The sequence below is a fragment of the Exiguobacterium sp. s89 genome (genome assembly GCF_018617735.1).
GTDB lineage: Bacteria > Bacillota > Bacilli > Exiguobacteriales > Exiguobacteriaceae > Exiguobacterium > Exiguobacterium marinum.
In genome coordinates this window covers 57,582-80,680 of record NZ_JACSKS010000007.1, presented here as the reverse complement: position 1 = coordinate 80,680, position 23,099 = coordinate 57,582, and the positions used below count along the sequence as shown (strand labels likewise).

The window sequence follows — 23,099 nt, the reverse complement described above, 5'->3', positions numbered from 1 at the left end:
GTTCCCATGCCGAACACGGAAGTTAAGCGTCTCAGCGCCGAAAGTAGTTGGGGGATCTCCCCCTGTGAGGATAGGACGTTGCCAGGCAAACGGTGGTTCTGGAGCATTCGCTCAAGGGCCGCCGTTTTTTCGTATCATCGATTCAGCTTAGTGGAAGAGAGGACGTTAAGAAATGGCTAAGAAGATCAAAGTATATGTCGAACCAAATGAAACGGTCAGTGAATGTTTAGATCGAATCAATGAAATGGGTTATCGTCCTATACGCCGCATTGAAAAGCCCGTCTTTGAGCAAACGGGAGCCAAAGATGTACCTGTCCACTCCCATCAATCGATTTTATTTGAATGCGTCTCTAAAGAATCCTAATGCCAAGCCGTCACACAGATTGTGTGACGGCTTTTTACATATCAAAACGAATGCTCGCGTTCAAAGCATCGATCTCCAAGCGCATCCAATAAAGTTTGAGCCCGTTTTTCTATCTTCATAGGAAGATTCTCTTTACTAAAGTATTCAAGAGCCAGGCTTTCACCGTCTTCCATGACGAGCTCTCCATGTACTCCTTTTGCCTGATATAAATGAATGAGACCGTATATCTCGTCTCCATTCGGATATTTAAAGTAACCATCTTGACCGGAAAAAACCTGAATTAATTCGAAATGCTCAGCGAGAAGCCCGGTTTCTTCTTTCAATTCTCGTGCAGCGACCTCTTCCAGCGTTTCCCCGAGTTCCATCGATCCTCCCGGTAAACCCCAATCGAGTGTATCCGATCTATGCTGCATCAGTACTTCTTGTTTTTGATTGATGACCAAAATGGTCGCTCCGACACTGATGATTGGACGGTTCCCAATCACTTCTCGTAAACTCGCTATGTAACTCATCTAACTCGCCCTTTTCAATAGCATACATTAGCGGAGAAGATTATACTGATAACATCAAAAAGGCGAACGATAAATATTCAGACAATTAAAATGTTCGCAGTTTATTGACATGTTTTCAAAGAACAAGGTACGATAGGCGTGTGAGTTAAGAAAAATGAATAGTGCTCCATATAATCGCAAGGAAATGGCTTGCAAGTTTCTACCTGATCACCGACTCTGGTCAGACTATGGGGTGTAGCGGACGTGTATTTGTCATGCCTATACCCTAAACTGATTGCTCGGTTTAGGGATTTCTTTTTTGTAAGGGGGATATGTGGAATGAACGAAGTGGTAGGCGTCATCATGGGTAGTTCATCTGATTGGGAGACGATGAAGCATACTTGTGACATGTTGGATGAGTTACAGATTCCATACGAGAAGCAAGTCGTATCGGCCCATCGAACACCAGATTTGATGTTCCAATATGCGGAAGAGGCACGAGGCAGAGGTATTCAAGTCATCATTGCGGGTGCTGGTGGGGCAGCTCACCTTCCAGGGATGGTCGCCGCAAAAACGACTCTTCCTGTCATCGGTGTCCCAGTTCAGTCGAAAGCACTCAATGGAATGGATTCGCTACTGTCGATTGTACAGATGCCTGCAGGCGTCCCAGTAGCGACTGTCGCCATCGGTAAAGCAGGTGCGACGAACGCCGGTTTACTCGCTGCTCAGATCCTCAGTATCCAATCAGCAGAAATCACGAAGCGACTTGAAATGTTCCGAGAGCAAAAACAAGAGATGGCCATGCGTGGAACGGAGGAACTGGTCTAATGAGAATCGGCATTTTAGGTGGAGGACAGCTTGGACGGATGATGTCACTCAGCGCGAGTGCAATGGGATACACGACGCTTTGTCTAGACCCTAACCCGAATGCACCGACCGCACAAGTAGCGGATTCGATTATCGCTTCATTTGATGATGTGAATGCCGCGAAAGAACTCGCTGACCGTTCAGACATTGTGACGTATGAATTTGAAAACATCGACACGGAAATGATTGCAGCCATCGAAGAGAAATGTCCACAAGGTATGGACGTGTTGAAGGCAACGCAACATCGCATCTTAGAAAAACAGATGATTGAATCAGCAGGACTACGTGTGGCGCCATATGTTTCGGTTCGTACGGTTCGAGAGGTACGGCAGGCACACGAAAAGCTCGGTTACCCATTTGTCATCAAAACGTGTCGCTTCGGCTATGACGGGAAAGGCCAGACGGTCATTCGATCGGAACAAGACCTTCAGGCGTTCATTGAACACTTTGTCGAACAAGAATATGTCGCTGAGGCCTGGTTGCCGTTTGAAAAAGAAATCTCGGTCATCGTGACACGAGGAGAAGAAGAAACGTCGACGTTCCCGATCAGTGAAAATATTCATCACAACAGCATTCTACATCTATCCATCGTACCGGCTCGTGTGACTGATGAGATTCAAGAGGATGCGAGACACCTCGCACTCCAACTCGCCGATCATATCGGTTTAACGGGAACGCTCGCCGTCGAGCTGTTCGTCATGGCGGATGGACGTCTATATGTGAATGAGCTCGCACCGCGTCCCCACAACTCCGGGCATTACACGATTGACGCTTGTGAGACCTCACAATTTGAACAACACATTCGAGCCGTGACGGGAATGCGTCTCGGACGTACGACATTGACAACGCCTGTCGTCATGGTCAATCTTCTCGGCGAACATATGCAACGACTCAATGTCAAAGCATTGCCATCGAATGTTAAACTACATCTGTATGGAAAAGATGAGGCGAAGACAGGTCGCAAAATGGGACACTTGAACGTCCTTGCTGACACGGTCGAAGGTGCGCTTCATACCATCGAACAACTGGCAATTTGGAAGGAGACCGTTTTATGATTTCACGCTACACCCGCCCAGAGATGGCAAACATTTGGACTGATCAAAACAAATTCGAGGCTTGGTTAAAAGTTGAGCTTTATGCCTGCGAGGCTTGGAGTGAACTCGGCATCATCCCGAAAGAAGATGTACAAGTCCTTTGGGATAAAGCATCGTTTGATGTTGATCGCATTCTAGAGATTGAACAAGAGACACGTCATGATGTGATCGCGTTCACTCGTGCCGTTTCCGAAACACTCGGAGAAGAGAAAAAATGGGTGCATTACGGCTTGACGTCGACGGATGTCGTCGACACGGCACTCTCGTACTTAATCAAACAGGCAAATGATCTTTTAGAGGCCGATTTAGATCGCTTCATCGGTATTCTCGCAGAAAAGGCGAAAGCACATAAGTACGACATCATGATGGGACGTACCCACGGCGTGCATGCAGAACCAACCACGTTCGGTTTGAAGCTGGCCCTCTGGTATGAAGAGATGAAACGGAACAAAAAACGCTTCATGGCAGCTCGCGAAACGATTGAATTCGGGAAGATGAGCGGAGCGGTCGGAACGTTCGCAAATATTGACCCATTCATCGAATCATACGTCTGTGACAAGCTCGGTATCCAAGCTGCACCAATCTCGACACAGACACTCCAACGTGACCGTCATGCCGAGTACATGTCAACACTCGCATTGATTGCCACATCGATTGAAAAGATGGCGACCGAGATTCGTGGGCTTCAAAAAACAGAGACACGCGAAGTGGAAGAGTTCTTTGCGAAAGGACAAAAAGGGTCGTCTGCGATGCCGCATAAACGTAACCCAATCGGTTCTGAAAATATGACAGGACTTGCGCGTGTCATTCGCGGTCACATGATGACGGCTTACGAAAACGTTCCGCTTTGGCATGAGCGTGACATCTCGCACTCATCAGCAGAACGAATCATCATCCCGGATGCGACGATTCTTCTCAACTACATGTTGAATCGCTTTGGTAACATCGTGAAGAACTTGACGGTCTTCCCGGACAACATGCGTCGCAACATGGACCGTACGTTCGGGATCATCTTCTCGCAACGTATTCTACTCGGTCTCATCGAGAAGGGCTGGAGTCGTGAAGCGGCATACGATGCGGTTCAACCGAAGGCGATGCAGGCGTGGGAAGAAGAAACGATGTTCCGGACATTGATTGAAGAGGACAAAGAAATGGGCGCACTCTTTACGAGTGAAGAGCTCGATGAGTTGTTCGACCCGCGTTATCACGTACGTCGTGTCGATACAATTTTTGAACGCTGTGGTTTGTAATCGTTGAGGGGCGACATGCCCCTCTCACTTTTAAGGGGGAACGGTTCAGATGAAAGCAATTTATGAAGGCAAGGCGAAAGCGTTATTTGAGACAGAAGAAGCGGGTGTGCTTCGTGTGTACTACAAAGATGATGCGACAGCATTCAATGGAGAGAAGAAAGAGTCGATTGATGGGAAGGGGATTTTAAACAACGCCATCACGACGCAGTTGTTCGAATTAATGCATGACAATAAGATTCCGACGCACTTCATTAAACGAATCTCAGAACGAGAACAGTTGGTCCGCCGTGTCGACATCATTCCGTTAGAAGTGGTCGTCCGCAATGTCGCGGCCGGTAGTCTGGCGAAACGTCTCGGTTGGGAAGAAGGGACGCCGCTCCTCGCACCGATTGTCGAGTTTTATTATAAGGATGACGCCCTTGGGGACCCGCTCCTCACAGAGGACCATATCCGATTGTTGCAAGTCGCTACACATAAAGAAGTCGAAACATTGCGACAACTCGGACTTTGGGTAAACGAAGTATTACTCGATTTCTTCGATCAACACGGCATCGACGTAATCGATTTTAAACTAGAGTTCGGAAAAGTGGATGGGACGATTATCTTAGCGGATGAGATTTCACCCGATACGTGCCGCCTCTGGGATCAAGAAACGAAACAAAAACTCGATAAAGACGTATTCCGTCGCGATTTAGGTTCTTTGACTGAGACGTATGGACAACTGTTAACACGCATAGGGGGAAACGGACAATGAAAAAAGTAATCGTGTATGTGACATTACGTGAAAGTGTACTCGACCCACAAGGAGTTGCCGTGAAAGGTGGACTCGAACATCTCGGATTCGCTGGCGTTGAATCGGTGCGCATCGGGAAAATCATCGAGCTTCAAGTAGCGGACGACACGACAGAAGACATGGTCAAAGAAATGTGTGAGAAGTTACTCGTCAATACGGTCATTGAGAATTATGAAATTGAGATGGGGGTACTCGCATGAAGTTCGCGGTCATCGTCTTTCCAGGATCAAACTGTGACCTCGACATGTACCACGCGGTAAAAGACGTGCTCGGGGAAGAAGCAGAATACGTATTCCATACAGGAACGTCACTTGAAGGGTTCGATGGGGTCCTGTTACCAGGTGGATTCTCATATGGAGATTACTTGCGTTGCGGGTCAATCGCCCAATTTTCACCGATTATGACTGAAGTAAAGCGTTTCGCTGAAGAAGGACGTCCGGTGCTTGGAGTATGTAACGGATTCCAAGTACTCGTCGAAGCAGGGTTACTTCCAGGTGTATTGATGCGAAACCGTGATTTGAAATTCATGTGTAAGACGGTCGACCTCGTCGTCGAAAACAACGAGACGATGTTCACAAGTGAGTATGCGGCACAGGAAACGATTCGTGTCCCGATTGCACACGGGGAAGGGAACTACTACTGTGACGACGCGACACTTGAGACATTAAAGGCAAATGGGCAGATCGCGTTCACGTACAAAGAGAACCCGAACGGATCGGTCGAAAATATCGCCGGCATCACGAATGAGGCAGGAAATGTACTCGGCATGATGCCACACCCGGAGCGTGCGGTCGAAGCGTTGCTCGGTGTAGAAGACGGTAAACGGTTATTCACGTCAATCGTAAAATGGGGGGCACGACATGTTACTTACAACTGAACCGACAGCTACACAAATCCGTGATGAAAAGATCTATGCCACGATGGGATTATCGGACGACGAATACGCGCTCGTCGTCTCACTGCTTGGCCGGGAACCGAATTATACAGAAATCGGCCTCTTCTCGGTCATGTGGTCTGAACACTGTTCGTACAAAAACTCGAAACCGGTGCTCCGGAAGTTTCCGACAACCGGCGAGCACGTCTTACAAGGACCGGGAGAAGGAGCAGGAATCGTCGATATCGGAGACGGTCAAGCCGTCGCCTTCAAAATCGAGAGTCATAATCACCCGTCAGCAATTGAACCTTATCAAGGTGCTGCGACTGGGGTGGGTGGAATCATCCGTGACATCTTTTCGATGGGCGCCCGTCCGATTGCATTATTGAACTCACTCCGTTTCGGAGATTTGAACGAATCACGTGTGAAACATTTATTCGGTCATGTCGTGTCAGGCATTGCCGGATACGGGAACTGTGTCGGCATCCCGACGGTCGGTGGAGAAGTCGCCTTTGACCCGGCCTACTCCGGAAACCCGCTCGTCAACGCGATGTGTGTGGGCTTCATCCGTCATGAAGACATTCAAAAAGGGATCGCGGAAGGTGTCGGGAACTCGGTCATGTACGTCGGAGCGACGACAGGGCGTGACGGGATCCACGGTGCCACGTTCGCTTCTGAAGAACTCGGAGAAGACGCAGACGAGAAACGTCCAGCCGTACAAGTCGGAGACCCGTTCATGGAGAAGCTCTTGATCGAAGCGTGTCTCGAAGTCATCAAGCACCCGGCGCTCGTCGGGATTCAAGACATGGGGGCAGCCGGATTGACCTCTTCGTCAGCGGAGATGGCCTCAAAAGCAGGTATGGGGATTGAGATGAACTTAGACCTCGTCCCCCAACGTGAGACAGGTATGACGCCTTACGAGATGATGCTATCGGAATCGCAAGAGCGGATGCTCCTCGTCGTCAAAGCAGGTCATGAAGACGAGATTGAAGCGATCGTCACGAAGTGGGGACTTCACGCGATCAAAGTCGGCGAGGTCATCGAAGAGAAAGTACTTCGTCTCGTTCATCAAGGGGAAGTCGCAGCAGAGGTACCGGTCGACGCGCTCGCAGAAGACGCTCCTGTCTATCATAAACCTTCTAAAGTCCCGGCATACTATGAAGCCTTCCAAGCGATGGAGCCCGTCACACCAATCGTTGAAGATGTGATGGCGACATGGAAAGACGTCCTTGCGATGCCGAGCATCGCCTCGAAACGTTGGGTGTATGAGCAATACGACCACATGGTGCAAACGTCGACAGTCGTCGCACCAGGCAGTGATGCCGCGGTCATTCGCATTCGTGAGACGGAGAAGTCGCTCGCGATGACGACAGACTGCAACGCGAAATATGTATATCTCGACCCGCGTGTCGGTGGGGCCATCGCTGTCGCTGAGGCGGCACGTAATATCGTCGCGAGTGGTGCGGAACCACTTGCCTTGACGGACTGCCTTAACTTCGGAAGCCCGGATAAACCGGAAGGGTTCTGGCAGCTCGACCAAGCCGTTGAAGGGATGGCGGAAGCTTGCCGTACGCTCGATACGCCTGTCATCGGTGGAAACGTATCGCTATATAACGAATCGAACGGGCAAGCGATCTACCCGACACCGGTCGTCGGAATGGTCGGGCTCATCGAGAAGCCGGAACACATCACGACTTCGTTTGCGAAACAAGCAGGAGACGTCGTCTTCTTACTCGGTGAGACGAAAGCGGAATTTGGCGGAAGTGCCCTTCAAATGCTCCAAGACGGTAAAGTGAGCGGCCACGCGCCGACACTCGATCTTGAGGAAGAACGTCACACACAGAAAGCATTACTTCAAGCCATCCGTGGTGGTCTTGTCACGGCGGCACACGATGTGTCAGAAGGTGGTCTTGCGGCAGCGTTACCAGAACTGGTCTTTGGAACAGGTCTCGGCATGGACGTGACGATCGACACAGATCTTGTGACGGCATTATTCAGTGAATCCCAGTCACGCTTCCTCGTGACCGTCGACAAGGCACAAGCTGAGGCATTTGCGAGCATGACGAACGGGACGGAAATCGGAACGGTCACAGAGACAGCAACGCTTGTCCTTCGTACAAGCGACCGCTTGATTGAAATGGACGTGCAAGAGTTGGAGCGTGTATGGGAAGGAGCTATTCCATGTTATATGACATCCGAGGCATGAATGAGGAGTGCGGCGTCTTCGGTGTGTTCGGTCACATCGAAGCGTCACACCTTGCCTATTACGGACTTCACAGTTTGCAGCATCGTGGTCAAGAAGGGACGGGGATCGTCACGGCAGACGGCGAGCGTCTCCATGCGAAACGAGGCCTTGGTCTCGTCACCGAGGTATTTGATGAGACATCGCTCGATGCCCTCACCGGAAATCATGCGATTGGTCACGTCCGCTACTCGACGGCGGGCGGCAATACGCTAGAGAACGTTCAACCGCTTCATTTCAAGTCGTTGACAGGAGATTTGGCGATGGCGCATAACGGAAATCTCGTGAACGCGAACGAGTTGAAACATATGCTCGAAGCGGAAGGGGCAATCTTCCAAACGACGTCTGACACAGAAGTCGTAGCCCATCTCATCAAACGGAGTCGCGGCAACTCGGTAAAAGAAAGAATCGCCGACAGTTTGGCCCGTCTCGTTGGAGCGTTCGCTTTTCTATTCTTGACGGAAGACGCGCTATACGTCGGAGTTGACGTACATGGGTTACGTCCATTATCACTCGGACAGACGGAAGACGGGGCGTACGTTTTCGCCTCGGAGACGTGTGCGTTTGACGTCGTGGGGGCGACGTACGTCCGGGATGTCGAGCCAGGCGAATTGCTCATGATCACGGATGAAGGGATCACGTCTGAACGATTCAGTGAAGCGGCGGTCCGTGCCATGTGTTCGATGGAATACATCTACTTCTCACGACCGGACTCAATCATCGATGGCATCAATGTGCATACGGCACGTAAGGCCATGGGGAAAAAGATGTTTGAAGAAGCACCGGTCGAAGCAGATGTCGTGACAGGTGTGCCGGATTCGAGTATTTCCGCGGCAATCGGTTACGCTGAGGCGAGCGGGATCCCATACGAAATGGGACTCATTAAGAACCGTTACGTCGGACGGACGTTCATTCAACCGTCCCAGGAATTACGGGAGCGTGGCGTGAAGATGAAGTTATCGGCGTTACGCGGTGTCGTGAACGGGAAACGCGTCATCATGGTCGATGATTCCATCGTCCGTGGAACGACGAGTCGCCGAATCGTCACGTTGCTCCGAGAGGCAGGCGCAACGGAAGTGCATGTGCGCATCACGTCACCACCGATCAAACATCCGTGTTACTACGGAATCGATACTTCCACCAAGGAAGAGTTAATTGCGGCAACCAAATCCATTGAAGAGATCAGAGAAGAGATTGGTGCCGATTCACTAGCGTTCCTCACATTGGATGGAACGGTCGAAGCCATCGATCGTCCATTCGAAGGAGCACTACGCGGGCAGTGTGCTGCATGTTTCACGGGGCTTTATCCGACTGAACTTGCAGAACTCGTAACAGAGACAAAGGCTTAAGGGGGAAAAGCGATGAGCGTTCGATATGAACAAGCGGGTGTGAATTTAGAAGCAGGGTACGAGGCCGTATCCCGTATGAAACGTCATGTCGCCCGGACGATGCGTCCGGAAGTGATGACCGGTCTCGGCAGTTTCGGAGCGATGATTGACCTCGGTTCGATGAACATGAAACATCCGATTCTCGTGAGCGGGACCGATGGGGTCGGGACGAAACTGAAATTGGCGTTCGCACTCGACCAGCATGATACGATTGGAATCGATTGTGTCGCCATGTGCGTCAACGATTGTCTCGTGCATGGAGCAGAACCGCTCTATTTCCTCGACTATATTGCGACAGGAAAAGCAGAACCGGCCAAGCTTGAGCGCATCGTCGCCGGTGTCGCTGAAGGATGTGTCCAAGCGGGATGCGCCCTCGTCGGTGGTGAAACGGCTGAGATGCCAGGGATGTACACGGATGGCGAATATGATATCGCCGGATTTGCGGTCGGTGTCGTTGAGAAAGAAGACTTGCTCGATGGTTCGACGATTCAAGCGGGAGACATTGTCCTTGGACTCGCTTCTTCCGGTGTCCATTCGAACGGTTTCTCCCTCGTTCGTCATATCGTCGAAGCGCAAGGCCTCCACTATACGGATGAGATTGCGATGCTTGATACGACACTTGGGAACGCTTTGCTTCTCCCGACACGGATTTACGCCGAAGCGGCGAAGGCGGCGATTTCGACAGGTAAAGTTCAAGGAATGGCACATATCACAGGCGGCGGCTTTTATGAGAATGTCCCTCGTATGTTACCGGAAGGTCTTGGGATCACGTTTGATGCGTCGAGTTGGCCAAGCCTTCCTGTATTCGACTGGCTCGAACAAGTCGGAAACATCTCGAAACAGGAAATGTTCAACGTCTTCAATATGGGAATCGGTTACATGATTACGGTACGTGCCGAAGATGTGGAATTGATCGAAGCGGCGCTCGAACGTGTCGGGGAGACAGCGCACCGAATCGGGAAAGTCGAAAGTCGTCTAGGAATCCGAATCTCAGGAGTGGACCAATGAAACGATTTGCCATCTTTGCGTCAGGATCGGGGAGTAACGCCGAAGCGATTTGGCAGGCAATCGTCGATGGACAATTGTCAGCCGAATGCGTGTTGCTCGTGACGGACAAACCAGCAGCGACGGTTCTCGAACGTGCGGAGCGTTACAACATCCCGAGCTTTTCCTTTACACCGAAGTCGTATGCGTCTAAAGAGGAGTTCGAGGAAGAAATCCTCGTCCTTCTCAATTCGCTTCAAGTGGACTATATCGTGTTGGCAGGGTATATGCGCTTGATTGGAAATGTGTTACTATCCGCATATCCGAACAACATTTTAAATATTCATCCTTCACTCTTACCTGCGTTTCCGGGGAAAGATGCAATCGGTCAGGCGCTTGACGCAAACGTACCGAAAAGTGGTGCGACCGTTCATTATGTGGATTCGGGGATGGACACGGGTCCAATCATCGCACAAGCATCCGTCGAGATTGAAGGGTGCGACCGCACCGAGGCGACACGACGTATTCAAGCGATTGAACATCAATTGTATCCGCGCGTATTACAACAAGTGTTGAATCAACAGGAGGTTTTCAAGTGAGAGCATTATTAAGTGTTTCTGATAAAACAGGCATTGTTGAACTAGCGACCGTCTTACATGAGGCGGGCATCGAACTCATCTCGACAGGTGGGACCGAGGCAGCCCTCCAACAGGCGGGATTACCGGTCAAAAACATCTCGGAAGTGACATCGTTCCCGGAGATGTTAGACGGTCGTGTCAAGACGTTGCACCCACTCGTTCACGGTGGACTTCTCGGACGTCGCGACCTTGATACGCATGTCTCCCAAATGAAAGATCATCACATCGAACCGATTGACTATGTCGTCGTCAATCTGTATCCGTTCAAAGAGACGATTGCGAAAGAGAACACGACCTATGAAGAAGCGATTGAAAATATCGATATCGGTGGACCGAGCATGTTACGTTCGGCTGCGAAAAACCATGCAAGCGTCACGGTCGTCGTTGACCCAAGTGATTACACACTTGTCGCCGATGAAGTGCGTGGAGGCGGTACATCGTTTGAGATGCGTCAACGTCTCGCAACGAAAGCGTTCCGTCATACGGCTGCCTATGATGCGTTGATTGCCGACTACTTAGGTCGTCAAATCGAGGAGACGTTCCCAGAGCAATTGACGGTTACGTATGAGAAAGTACAGGACCTTCGTTACGGTGAGAATCCGCACCAACAAGCTGCATTTTATAAGACACCATTATACGACGGCATGACACTTGCGAATGCGACACAGCTTCACGGGAAAGAACTCTCGTATAACAACATTCAGGATACGAACGCAGCACTTGAAGCACTCAGTGAGTTGAATGAACCGGCTGCGGTCGTCGTGAAACATATGAATCCATGTGGTGTGGCGGTCGGACGGACGATTTCTCAAGCGTTCGAACGCGCCCATGCCGCTGATCCGGTCTCGATCTTTGGCGGAATCGTCGCTTTGAACCGTGAAGTCGATCTTGAGACGGCTGATGCCCTTCGCAACATCTTTTTAGAGATCATCATCGCACCTTCCTTTAGTGAGGCAGCACTTGACCGATTGAAAGAGAAGAAGAATCTTCGTTTGTTGACGCTCGATATGGGACATATGACAGGCATGTGCTTAACGGCTGTCGCCGGAGGATTGCTCGTACAAGACGGGGATGACATGACACTCGATGATGCCTCATGCCAAATCGTGACGGATCGTCGCCCGACCGCAGCGGAATGGGAAGACTTGAAACTTGCATGGCGTGTCGTCAAGCACGTCAAGTCGAACGCCATTGTCGTCGCCAAAGATGAAACGACGATTGGAATCGGTGCCGGACAGATGAACCGCGTCGGCGCAGCAAAAATCGCCTTCGAACAAGCCGGGGAACGCGCGACAGGCGCAGCTCTCGGGAGTGACGCCTTCTTCCCGATGGCCGATACGGTCGAAGCGGCAGCTGCTGCAGGAATCACGGCCATCATCCAACCAGGCGGGTCGATTCGTGACGAAGAGTCAATCGAAGCGGCGAACCGACACGGAATCACGATGGTATTCACGTCAGTTCGACACTTTAAACACTGAGAGGGGTGCGCGTCATGAACGTATTGGTCATCGGTCGAGGAGGACGCGAGCATGCGCTCGCGTGGAAGTTGAAACAAGACGGGCACAACGTCTTCGTTGCACCGGGCAACGATTTCATGGAAGGTATGACGTGTGTGTCAATCAATGAAACGGACGTTGAGGCGCTTGTTCATTTTGCAGAAGAGAAAGAGATGGAATGGACGATTGTCGGACCTGAGTCATCGCTCATGGCAGGAGTCGTCGACACGTTCCGCAACAAAGGGTTGAACATCTTTGGACCAACGAAAGCCGCTGCCTTATTAGAGGGAAGCAAGGCTTTCGCAAAAGAAATCATGATGGAAGCCGGGATTCCGACAGCAGCGTACGAGGCGTTCACGGACGCGACATCCGCGCTTGCCTATATCGAGAAGCTTGGGGCACCCCTCGTCGTCAAGGCGGATGGACTGGCAGCCGGTAAAGGAGTCACGGTTGCGTTCACTGTGGAAGAAGCTGAAGCTGCGGTACGCGATATCTTCACGACGGATAAATTTGGGCAACAGTCACAAGTCGTCATTGAAGAGTTTCTCGAGGGAGAGGAATTTTCACTCATGGCGTTCGTCTCGGGAGAGCACGTCATTCCGATGGTTACCTCTCAAGATCATAAACGCGCCTATGACGGCGACGCGGGACCGAATACGGGTGGGATGGGTGCTTATAGCCCAATGCCTCATTTGGTAGAGAATGTGTATCAAGAAGCGGTGAAGACGGTGTTAGAGCCGCTCGCACAAACGATGGTCAAGCGTGGTACCCCGTTTGAGGGATTCTTGTATGCCGGGCTTATCTTGACATCTGACGGACCGAAAGTCATCGAATTCAATGCGCGCTTCGGTGACCCGGAAACAGAGGCCATCGTGCCGAACTTGAAATCGCCGCTCCTTGACGTGATTGAAGCGGTCATTCGTCAAGAACCGTATCCGATCGAGTGGAGCGACGGATATACGATGGGTGTCGTCATTGCGGCGAAGGGATACCCGGAACGCCCTATCACGGGTCAAGTGCTATCGGGATTTGAATCGCTCCCACAGGACGTCCTCGTTTTCCACGCCGGAACGGTGAGGCAGGACGATCAAGTCATTGGAAACGGCGGTCGCTTACTCATCGTGACTGCGACGAGACCGACGCTACTTGAAGCGAAGACAGTGGTATATGAAGCAATCTCACTACTCGATTTACCGGAAACGTTCCACCGAACCGATATCGGATCACGAGCGTTCACACAGATTATTTGAAGGATGGGTCAACCCATCCTTTTTTTCATGCGAAAAAAAGGAAATACCGATATCCTGTTTTACAATAGTAAAGTAGCTCGGAGAAAGAAGGTGGTCGGCCTGCGTGTTCAATCAAAACTATTTATTGCAATTGCCGTGAACATCGTACTCTTCATCGGTGTCATTTTATTTGTCATCAAACCGTATTTTGTAGAGAAAAGTATTGAACAGGACAAGGCGATGACCCGCGATCAAATCGAGAGTGTTTCGGAAGTGTTCGCCAATCACCGTCTCATGCTCGAACGGATTCTTGTCGACTGGTCAGTCTGGACGAATGCCTATGATTTCGTGCAGAACGAGAATGATACTTTTGTCGAAAATAATATGGGGGAAGAAACCTTAGAAAATTTAGGGATCGGGGCTATGATTTTCCTCGACAAAAATCGAGAGGTAGTCTACTCCGAATTTAATCAGATTTATGAGTTAGAAAAGGCAGAAGAGAAGAGCGCCTTCACAAATGATTTGTTACGCTACGTCAACTCGACTGGTATGACACAAAGTGCGGTATACGGTACCGACTTCGGCCCTGTGGTCTTCATGAGCCATCCGATTGTAAAAAGTGATGGAACGGGTGAACCTAGTGGTACGCTTGTAATCATTCAAAAAATCGGTCCGGACTTCATGGCGGCGATGAGTGCACAAGCAAAAACGAAACTATCCATTAGCCCGCTCGCTCATCAACGGCTGACGATTGAACAAGACAGTCGGTTTGCCCGCGTCTCTTTACCACTGCAATCGATTTATCAAGATGCGAACTGGGAAGTCAATTTCTCGGTGAAGCGCACGTACTATACAAACACTCAGACGATGTTAGAAACCGGCATGTTCGGACTCCTCGTTCTCGGTCTTGGTTTATTGTTGACTCTGTTTTGGACGGTGAATCAAATCATTACAAAACGTCTAATGGGCATCGTCAAAGAACTGAAGTGGATCACGAAGGAACGAAATAGTCGTTTACGGATCCATCTACATCCCCATAAACAAGACGAGATTGAAGAAATGGCAATCAGTATGAATGAGGTACTCGATGCATTAGAGCAGACACAAAAAGAGTCGTTGACACGTGCCTTTCGAGATTCCTTAACACGTCTCCCGAACCGCTTGGCGGTCGAGGAAATGTTCATGAATTTACCGGATACGACCCGCTCGATTGGTGTGATGGGAATCGATCTCGACAACTTCCGGCGGATCAACGACCAATTTGGTCAGCGTACGGGGGATGCGATGCTTACGTTCTTTGCCTCTCGTTTAATGTTTTATAAAGAGGATGGCTTCGTGGCAAGAATCGGAGCGGATGAGTTCATCTTGATTCATTCGGAATGGACGACTGAAGAACTCATGATTATCGCCAATCAGTTAGTGAAAGATTTACGCGAATGGGGTCTGAAGCAAGGAATGAACCATCTGACCTTAAGTATTGGAATTGATGAATTGAGGGAACCGTCACATCACTCCTATGAGGTGATGATGGCACGTCTTGACGTCGTCTTACATGAGGTCAAAGCGTCAGGGAAAGATAACATTATCTCCTATCAAGACATTGAAGATGGGAGTCATTACTTGCAGACACTCGAGATGGAGCGGGATTTACGTCATGCGTTACACCATGATGAATTTGAACTGTACTATCAACCAATCGTATCTCCCCAACCATTTCAGGTGATGGGCGTAGAAGCATTGATTCGCTGGCATCATCCGCAGAAAGGGTTCGTCTCCCCGAGCGTTTTTATTCCGGTAGCAGAACAACTTGGACTCATCTCGGATGTGGGACGGTGGGTACTTGTCCGGGCTATTACCGAGATTCAGGAGTATGCAGAGCGTTTTGATTTATTTTTATCAATCAACGTATCAAAACGTCAAATTTTAGATGGTTCCTTTTTAGAGACATTGGAAGAAACGCTTACCGATACGGGATTCCATCCACACCGACTGCATGTAGAAATCACAGAAAGTGAAGTCGGTGGGAACGTGTATGAACTTCAACAGTTTATCCAAGCGTTAAAAGTGATCGGGGTAAAAATATCACTCGATGATTTCGGGGTCGGAACGTCTTCTTTGTCATACTTGCAATCGCTACGTCTTGATATTATTAAAATTGATCAAAACTTCGTCAAAGGGATTCCGGAGAACAAGTTTGACCGCGCCTTGTTAGAAGGGCTTTATCAAACCTTCCAAACGCTGGAACTCGATATCGTCACAGAAGGAGTCGAACGACCGGAACAACTTGCATTCGTATTAGAATATAGTAGTTCGCTCATTCAGGGATATCATTACAGTAAACCAATTCCAATTGACCAATTGCATCACTACTTGCGAAAAACTGTCATGACACAAATTTGATCTAGGCGATTCTTCAGAAGAAGAGTCGCTTTTTTGTGAAAAATATATGTGAATTTTGTTACAATAGTGAACATAACTTGCGACCCTTTCAGAGAAAAGGTAAACTTGAAACAGGTGAAGAAAACGCTTTCAAAACTATTTTTTAATAGCATTGAAAGAGAAAAGGGAGGATTGGGTTCGATGCCAATAAAAAGAACGGCGCGGGCACCGTGGTCTAAAGTGATGATTCGTTCACAAATCGAAGTCGTTGATCGAGTACGGCCACCTTCGCTCGTCTTAAAAAATGCGACGTATTTGAACGTATACGTGAAACAATGGAAAACTGCGAACATCTGGATTGAAGGAGATCGTATCGTTTATGTCGGTCCAGACTTACCGGAATCAGCAGTCGAGACGGTCGATGTGTCAGGGAAATATATTGTGCCTGGTTATATCGAACCACACGCTCATCCATTCCAATTGTACAATCCGGCGACGTTGTCAAAATATGCTGGGGAACGCGGAACGACGACTCTCGTTAATGACAACATGCTGCTTTTTTTACAAGAAAAAGAGCAAGCGTTTGCGCAGTTAGAAGCGATTCAGCAGCTGCCGACGAGTACGTATTGGTGGGCAAGACTTGACACACAAACCGAACTTGATCGGGAGAGTGTCGCTGTCGACTCAGAACGTATCCATGAGTGGTTTAATCATCCGGATGTCGTGATGGCAGGTGAACTGACGGCATGGCCACGCGCAATGAAGGGCGATGATGAGATGCTCCAATGGATGCTCGATGCCGAGACGTGCGGACTGCCGGTCGAAGGCCACTTCCCGGGAGCGTCGCCCAAGACATTGACTAAAATGGCGTTGATGGGAGTGCACAGCGACCATGAGGCAATGACGGCAGAAGAGGCGCTCAATCGACTTGAATTAGGTTATACAACAACGCTTCGCCATTCTTCCATCCGACCGGACTTGCCGGGGATGATTCGTGACCTATTGGCGAACGGATTGACGGCGTTCGATCACCTCATGGTGACGACGGACGGTTCGACACCAGGCTTTTATGAAGACGGCATGCAAGACGCCCTCGTCCAAATTTTGATAGAAGAAGGACTACCGGCCGTTGAGGCGTACCGGATCGTTTCTCACAACGTAGCGCGTCATTTTGACCTCGATCACATTCTAGGCTCTATTGCCCCGGGACGCATCGCCCACTTGAATATCCTCGATGCAATCGAGGAGCCCCGACCGACAGCAGTCATCGCGAAAGGTCAGTGGATTTACCGTGATGGCGTATCGTTATTCCCGAACGAATTAGTGGAAGCGGTTCTTGACAAAATGCCATCGACAGACGTTTCTATCGAGCTGACGCCACAAGATTTGTCATTCAGCATGCCGGTCGGACTCGACATGGTCAACTCGGTCATCATGAAACTGTTTAAAATTACGCATGACACGGGTCAAGACGAATTACCGCGTGATGGAGACGAATCGTTCCTCATGTTGCTTGATAAAGAAGGGAAATGGCGATTGAACACGGTGCTGAAAGGATTTGCCCGAGATTTCGGGGGACTTGTCAGTTCGTATTCAATCAGCGGGGACTATTTGATTTTAGGTAAATGTAAACAAGACATGTTGCAGGCGTTCGAACGGATGAAAGAACTCGGAGGAGGTATCGTGCTTGTCGATAAAGGGAAAATCGTTGCCGAGATTCCATTACCGCTCTGTGGAATGACCTCGACGGAACCACTCGACACTCTCATCGGTCAAGAGAAACAGCTACGCGAGGAGCTCGTGGCAAGGGGTTATCAGTTTGAGGATCCGATTTATACATTACTGTTTTTAGCATCCACACACTTGCCGTATGTTCGCGCAACACCGCTCGGCATTTACGAAGTCATGAAAAAACAAGTACTATTTCCTGCGATTTTGCGATGAATAGTTGAGTCCAAGGCGCCCCTGCTTTAGAATAGTAAAGAAGTATGAGTAGAGAGGATGCTTGCGGATGCAACTCGATAAATTAAGAGGTCGAGAGCTTGATCAATTGTTTGAGGCAATTTTGAAGCTCGATACGCTCGAAGACTGTTATCAATTATTCGAAGATTTAGCGACTGTCAATGAAATTCAAGCACTTGCGCAACGACTGGAAGTGGCGCGGCAAATACGTGAAGGAAACACGTATCATAAAATTGAGGACGCGACAGGCGCCTCGACGGCCACGATTTCACGTGTGAAGCGATGCTTGAACTATGGGACAGGCGGATACGACCTCGCTCTTGAACGTCTACAACAAACAAAAGGTGACTCTTAAGAGTCATCTTGTTTTTGATGGAGGGGAGGGGCGAGATGCAACAGAAATTCATGAAACGGAACTTACAATTGTTCTTTCGAAATTTAACACCGGTTCAAACACTCGTGTTAATTTATAGTGCGGCAGCGATTTTATCAGTTTTGCTCCTCGCCTTACCGATTGCCCATAAACCCGGTGTGACGATTACGTTTACTGACCTTGTCTTCTTTGCGGTGAGTTGTGTCAGTGTCACTGGGCTAACGCCAATCGTGGTCACCGACACGTTTTCCACGTTCGGCTTATTTATCATTTTGTTCATCGTCCAAGTGAGTGGTGTCGGGTTGATCAGTCTGCACGTCATTATGTGGATTTTGCTTGGGAAGCGGATCGGGTTCCGGGAGCGACAACTGATTTTACGTGACCAAAACCAGACATCGATGTCTGGTATTGTCAAATACATCACAGAAATCGTCATCACCGTTATTGCCATTGAGGCGGTCGGTGCCGTCTTACTCGGGGTCCATTACTTAAATTATTTTGATACCGCCGGAGAAGCCTTCTTACAAGGCTTATTCGGATCCGTCAGTGCGACGACGAACGCCGGATTTGATATTACCGGGAGTTCGCTCGCGCCGTTCCGTGAAGACCCGTTTGTTATCTTCACGCAAATTGCGCTTATGACAGGTGGTGCCATCGGATTCCCGGTACTCGTTGAGATTCGGACATACTTGGTGAGCCGAATCACACGGAAGCGTCATACGTTCCCGAGTCGGTTCTCATTGTTCACCAAATTGACGGTCACGACATTCTTTATCTTGATTGCCGTCGGGACGGTCGGATTGTTCTTCTTCGAGTACAACAATGCCTTCAAAGATTTGCCGTTATGGCTTGCGTTCTCAGATTCATTGTTCCAGTCCGTGACGACACGTAACGGTGGATTATCGACAGTCGACGTCAACTTGTTCTCGGAAGCGAGCATGCTGTTATTGTCGATTCTTATGTTCATCGGAGCCTCACCATCGTCTGTCGGTGGCGGGATTCGAACAACAACGTTTGCCGTGGCTGTTCTCGGGGTCGTCGCGTTTATTCGTGGAGACTCGTCAATTAAAATTTTCGGTCGTGAGATCGTTCTTGAAGACATTTGGAAAGCGTTCGTCATCATTACCGTTTCGCTCGCCGTCCTATTGTCCGGGGTCATGGTCATGGCTTACTTTGAAGATGCCTCATTGACACGAATCTTATTCGAGGCATGTTCGGCGTTCGGAACGACAGGACTGTCTGTCGGTTTATCTTCTGAATTTAGTAACGTTGGAAAATGGGTGCTGACGGTTCTCATGTTCATCGGTCGAATCGGTGTCATCGCCTTCATTCTCATCTTGCAACGGAGACAGCCGAAGCGGATGTATAACTATCCGAAAGAATCGATTATCTTAGGATAAGGAGATTGTCATATGAAAGCTTTTTGGATTAACTTTGGATATGTCTTTATCGTTCCAGTACTGCCGTTCATCGCGGTCGTTAATGGAACGGCACTCTGTTCGCCGGACTCCCCGTTACTCGACATCCCAGTGCTCGGATTCTTTTTAGCGAATCCGCTCTGGTTTGTCCCGGTATATGGTTTATTTGCACTGCTTATTGCAAAATGGCTGACGGATCGGGAACAGAATCGTACGGCACGTTCGTGACTTGCTTCGGCAAGTCTTTTTTATATTGAGGAGATGCAAGTGATAAGAAAAATCGATACACTAGAGAAGGATTCGTTGGGAGGGAACAAGTTGAAATTTCTGTCATGGCGCCATGTGTTTAAATTAGATCCGAACAAACCCCTCACGGATGAAGCGCTCCGTGCGCTCATTCATTCGGGAACCGACGCCTTTTTGATTGGCGGGACGGACGGGGTCGATGCAGAGAATACATTTGCGCTCTATGCGAGAGTCCGAGATGCCGGAATACCTGTCGCGCTCGAAATCAGTCATCCGAGTCAAGTCATCCACGGATTTGATCATTACTTCGTACCGACCGTGCTCAATGCAGGAACTCCGGAATGGATCATCGGACACCAGGCTCGGGCGTTTGAACGATATGGTCATTTTTTTGATCCACGTCATGTCACGGCCCAAGGCTATCTCGTCTTAAACGCGGACGCAAAAGTCGCTGAAGTGACAGAGTCGAAGTGTGACTTGTCGCTAGAAGAGGCCGTGGCGTATGCTGAAACAGGTCATCACTTATTCCACCTCCCCTCACTCTATATCGAATATAGCGGACGGCTCGGAGACCTCGATGTCGTAAAAGAAATTCGATTGGCGCTCCCAAAAGCGCACCTTTTCTACGGAGGTGGCATCGACGGGGAAGATTCGGCCCGTTTGATGGGTGCACATGCCGACACGATCGTCGTCGGCAATATCATTTACGAAGACTTAGCAGGAGCACTTGCGACTGTGCGAGCACTCCGATAAAATAAGAACAAACGTTTGGAACAAGGAAGGAAACGATTATGTATAACCTTAGCGAAGAATTAGTCAAAGGTATGAACCCGGAACAGGCAGAAGCCGTCAAACATACCGATGGTCCACTTTTGATCATGGCGGGTGCCGGATCGGGAAAAACTCGTGTCTTAACACATCGTGTCGCTTATTTGATGGCGGCCAAGCAAGTGGCGCCTTGGAACATTTTGGCCATCACGTTCACGAACAAGGCTGCACGAGAAATGAAAGACCGGATTGCGCGTCTTGTCGGTGGAGTCGCGGAAGACATTTGGATTTCCACATTCCACTCCATGTGTGTCCGGATTTTACGACGGGATATCGACCGTATCCGCTATGAGCGGAGCTTTTCCATTCTAGATGCCTCAGACCAGTTGATGGCGATCAAACAAGTACTCAAAGAATTGAACCTCGATCCGAAGAAGTATGAGCCACGTACATTACTCGGGATGATTTCGAACCATAAAAACGAATTGCGTACGGCGAAAGATGCAGCCGCCCTTGTCGGAAATAATCCGTATGAGCGCATCATCTCAGATGTCTATACGGCTTATGAGAAAAAGTTGAAACAAAATAACGTGCTCGACTTCGATGACTTGATTATGAAGACGATTCACTTATTCCAAGAAGCGCCAGACGTGTTGGCGTTCTATCAAAAGAAGTTCAAATACATCCATGTCGACGAGTATCAGGATACGAACCGTGCCCAATATACGCTCGTCAAACTCCTTGCGCAGGCACATGAGAACTTGTGTGTCGTCGGGGACTCGGATCAGTCCATCTATCGTTGGCGCGGTGCCGATATCGCCAACATCTTGACGTTTGAAAAAGACTACCCGAGTGCCCGTGTCATCTTACTCGAACAAAACTATCGTTCGACGAAACGAATTTTGGAAGCAGCGAATGGCGTCATCAAGAACAACGCTTCGCGTAAAGACAAGAATTTGTGGACGGAAAACGACGAAGGGGAGAAGCTCTTGCTGCACGTCGCTTCAGATGATCGCGACGAAGCGTTCTTCATCATGAATCAGATGAAAGAGCTGAAGATGGAAGGGATGGACTACGGCCAGATGGCAGTCCTTTACCGGACGAACGCCCAGTCTCGTGGTCTCGAGGAGATGCTCCTCAAGTCCAATATCCCGTACAAAATGGTCGGCGGAACAAAATTCTATGAACGTAAAGAAATTAAGGATGTTTTGGCCTATTTGCGTTTGATTGCCAACCCGGACGAAGATATCTCATTCGTTCGTGTCGTCAACGAACCAAAACGAGGTATTGGGGCCGCCACAGTCGATAAGTTAGGTGACTTTGCAGATATGCAGGGTGTTTCGCTTATGGATGCGATTCGTGACATCGAATTATCAGGGATTGCGCCACGCACGGCGACGAAACTTGCGGACTTCCGTCAAATGATGATGGACTTACGGCAAATGGCTGACTATCTCTCGATTTCAGAACTCGTCGAAGAAATATTGAAGAAGACGGGATATGAAGACATGCTCAAAATTGAGAAAACGCTCGAAGCGGAAAGCCGACTTGAGAACTTACAAGAATTCCTGTCAGTGGCTCAAAATTTCGAGAAAGAAAGTGATGAACAGACAGTGGTCGCCTTCCTCACCGATTTGACGCTCGTGTCCGATTTGGATTCACTTGATGAAGTCGATGAATCGCATCAAGTCACGTTGATGACGCTGCACTCGGCGAAGGGACTCGAGTTCCCGGTCGTCTTCCTGATTGGAATGGAAGAGGGGCTGTTCCCGCATAGTCGGGCATTGAACGACGAAGAGGAAATGGAAGAAGAGCGGCGTCTTGCATATGTCGGCATAACGCGTGCCGAGAAGCGTCTCTATTTGACACGTGCACAGTCTAGGATGCTGTACGGGCGATTCCAAAACAACCCGGAATCAAGGTTCCTGCATGAATTACCGGAAACGTTGTTAGAACGGTCCGGAAAGGCAAGAAAACCAATGCCATGGAACCCTGTCGAATCACCTGGAAAGTTGCCAGTGAACGGTTTTAGTTCGAAACCGAAGCCAAAGCTCGCCCAATCGTCTGGCGCCGAAACGCTCGGATGGCAAGTTGGTGACAAAGCGAATCATAAAAAATGGGGGCAAGGGACGGTCGTCCAGACGCGTGGTGAAGGCGATCAAGTCGAAGTCGACATCGCGTTTCCTGAAGTCGGGATTAAGCGTTTGTTGGCCAAATTTGCCCCGATTGAAAAAGCGTGAGGT

21 protein-coding genes, 1 rRNA gene and 1 riboswitch are annotated in these 23,099 nt (G+C 49.4%); of the genes, 21 read left to right on the top strand and 1 reads right to left on the bottom strand.

The window, feature by feature from the left end:
* Together rrf and KNO96_RS13490 are read left to right on the top strand one after the other, a co-directional pair.
* Positions 1-87 (top strand): 5S ribosomal RNA (gene rrf, locus KNO96_RS13495); the annotation flags it as partial.
* Between the two features lie 85 nt (positions 88-172).
* Entirely contained in the window at positions 173-364 is a 192-nt protein-coding gene (locus KNO96_RS13490) for an NETI motif-containing protein (protein WP_026826893.1), read from the top strand.
* Positions 365-405: 41 nt separating this feature from the next.
* Here KNO96_RS13490 and KNO96_RS13485 read toward each other — a convergent pair whose 3' ends face one another.
* Positions 406-876: an NUDIX hydrolase gene (locus KNO96_RS13485; RefSeq protein WP_214704268.1), complete on the bottom strand. Its 471-nt coding sequence runs from the start codon at positions 874-876 to the stop codon at positions 406-408.
* 146 nt (positions 877-1,022) lie between these two features.
* Positions 1,023-1,124: riboswitch (purine riboswitch) on the top strand.
* A 70-nt stretch (positions 1,125-1,194) separates the two neighbouring features.
* Between KNO96_RS13485 and purE the strand changes: the two genes are divergently transcribed.
* The 19 genes from purE (at position 1,195) to pcrA (ending at position 23,096) form a co-directional block, all read left to right on the top strand.
* A complete protein-coding gene (gene purE, locus KNO96_RS13480) occupies positions 1,195-1,683 on the top strand; it encodes a 5-(carboxyamino)imidazole ribonucleotide mutase (RefSeq protein WP_214704270.1) in 489 nt (162 codons plus the stop codon).
* Positions 1,683-2,777: a 5-(carboxyamino)imidazole ribonucleotide synthase gene (gene purK, locus KNO96_RS13475; RefSeq protein WP_214704276.1), complete on the top strand. Its 1,095-nt coding sequence runs from the start codon at positions 1,683-1,685 to the stop codon at positions 2,775-2,777. The genes purE and purK overlap by 1 nt, the downstream gene beginning before the upstream one ends.
* A complete protein-coding gene (gene purB, locus KNO96_RS13470) occupies positions 2,774-4,066 on the top strand; it encodes an adenylosuccinate lyase (protein WP_015880706.1) in 1,293 nt (430 codons plus the stop codon). Before purK ends, purB begins: the two co-directional genes overlap by 4 nt.
* A gap of 49 nt (positions 4,067-4,115) precedes the next feature.
* Positions 4,116-4,820 (top strand): phosphoribosylaminoimidazolesuccinocarboxamide synthase, encoded by a 705-nt coding sequence (gene purC / locus KNO96_RS13465; RefSeq protein WP_214704277.1) that lies wholly within the window; start codon positions 4,116-4,118, stop codon positions 4,818-4,820.
* On the top strand, positions 4,817-5,059 hold the full coding sequence (gene purS, locus KNO96_RS13460) for a phosphoribosylformylglycinamidine synthase subunit PurS (RefSeq protein WP_214704282.1): 243 nt from the start codon (positions 4,817-4,819) through the stop codon (positions 5,057-5,059). Before purC ends, purS begins: the two co-directional genes overlap by 4 nt.
* Complete coding sequence (purQ, locus tag KNO96_RS13455) at positions 5,056-5,736, top strand: phosphoribosylformylglycinamidine synthase subunit PurQ (protein WP_214704284.1); 681 nt, start codon at positions 5,056-5,058, stop codon at positions 5,734-5,736. The genes purS and purQ overlap by 4 nt, the downstream gene beginning before the upstream one ends.
* Positions 5,720-7,939 carry a phosphoribosylformylglycinamidine synthase subunit PurL gene (gene purL / locus KNO96_RS13450; protein WP_214704285.1) on the top strand — a complete coding sequence of 740 codons (2,220 nt, stop codon included), beginning with the start codon at positions 5,720-5,722 and terminating at the stop codon, positions 7,937-7,939. The genes purQ and purL overlap by 17 nt, the downstream gene beginning before the upstream one ends.
* Positions 7,915-9,324 (top strand): amidophosphoribosyltransferase, encoded by a 1,410-nt coding sequence (gene purF / locus KNO96_RS13445; protein WP_214704287.1) that lies wholly within the window; start codon positions 7,915-7,917, stop codon positions 9,322-9,324. The genes purL and purF overlap by 25 nt, the downstream gene beginning before the upstream one ends.
* 12 nt (positions 9,325-9,336) lie before the next feature.
* A complete protein-coding gene (gene purM, locus KNO96_RS13440; protein WP_026826884.1) occupies positions 9,337-10,371 on the top strand; it encodes a phosphoribosylformylglycinamidine cyclo-ligase in 1,035 nt (344 codons plus the stop codon).
* Complete coding sequence (gene purN, locus KNO96_RS13435; RefSeq protein ID WP_026826883.1) at positions 10,368-10,946, top strand: phosphoribosylglycinamide formyltransferase; 579 nt, start codon at positions 10,368-10,370, stop codon at positions 10,944-10,946. The genes purM and purN overlap by 4 nt, the downstream gene beginning before the upstream one ends.
* A complete protein-coding gene (purH, locus tag KNO96_RS13430; RefSeq protein WP_214704289.1) occupies positions 10,943-12,463 on the top strand; it encodes a bifunctional phosphoribosylaminoimidazolecarboxamide formyltransferase/IMP cyclohydrolase in 1,521 nt (506 codons plus the stop codon). The genes purN and purH overlap by 4 nt, the downstream gene beginning before the upstream one ends.
* A 14-nt stretch (positions 12,464-12,477) precedes the next feature.
* On the top strand, positions 12,478-13,731 hold the full coding sequence (gene purD, locus KNO96_RS13425; RefSeq protein WP_214704295.1) for a phosphoribosylamine--glycine ligase: 1,254 nt from the start codon (positions 12,478-12,480) through the stop codon (positions 13,729-13,731).
* 90 nt (positions 13,732-13,821) lie between these two features.
* The gene (locus tag KNO96_RS13420; RefSeq protein ID WP_214704296.1) at positions 13,822-16,110 is read left to right on the top strand and encodes a bifunctional diguanylate cyclase/phosphodiesterase; all 2,289 of its coding nucleotides are present in this window, start codon (positions 13,822-13,824) and stop codon (positions 16,108-16,110) included.
* 180 nt (positions 16,111-16,290) lie between these two features.
* A complete protein-coding gene (locus KNO96_RS13415) occupies positions 16,291-18,033 on the top strand; it encodes an adenine deaminase C-terminal domain-containing protein (protein ID WP_214704297.1) in 1,743 nt (580 codons plus the stop codon).
* A gap of 67 nt (positions 18,034-18,100) precedes the next feature.
* The gene (locus KNO96_RS13410; protein ID WP_026826878.1) at positions 18,101-18,406 is read left to right on the top strand and encodes a YerC/YecD family TrpR-related protein; all 306 of its coding nucleotides are present in this window, start codon (positions 18,101-18,103) and stop codon (positions 18,404-18,406) included.
* A 35-nt stretch (positions 18,407-18,441) separates the two neighbouring features.
* Positions 18,442-19,824 carry a TrkH family potassium uptake protein gene (locus KNO96_RS13405; protein ID WP_026826877.1) on the top strand — a complete coding sequence of 461 codons (1,383 nt, stop codon included), beginning with the start codon at positions 18,442-18,444 and terminating at the stop codon, positions 19,822-19,824.
* A gap of 12 nt (positions 19,825-19,836) precedes the next feature.
* Positions 19,837-20,070, top strand: coding sequence for a hypothetical protein (locus KNO96_RS13400; protein WP_026826876.1), 234 nt, complete (start codon positions 19,837-19,839; stop codon positions 20,068-20,070).
* A 90-nt stretch (positions 20,071-20,160) separates the two neighbouring features.
* A complete protein-coding gene (gene pcrB, locus KNO96_RS13395) occupies positions 20,161-20,841 on the top strand; it encodes a heptaprenylglyceryl phosphate synthase (protein ID WP_214701016.1) in 681 nt (226 codons plus the stop codon).
* Between the two features lie 38 nt (positions 20,842-20,879).
* On the top strand, positions 20,880-23,096 hold the full coding sequence (pcrA, locus tag KNO96_RS13390; RefSeq protein WP_214704298.1) for a DNA helicase PcrA: 2,217 nt from the start codon (positions 20,880-20,882) through the stop codon (positions 23,094-23,096).
* The last annotated feature ends 3 nt before the right edge of the window (positions 23,097-23,099 follow it).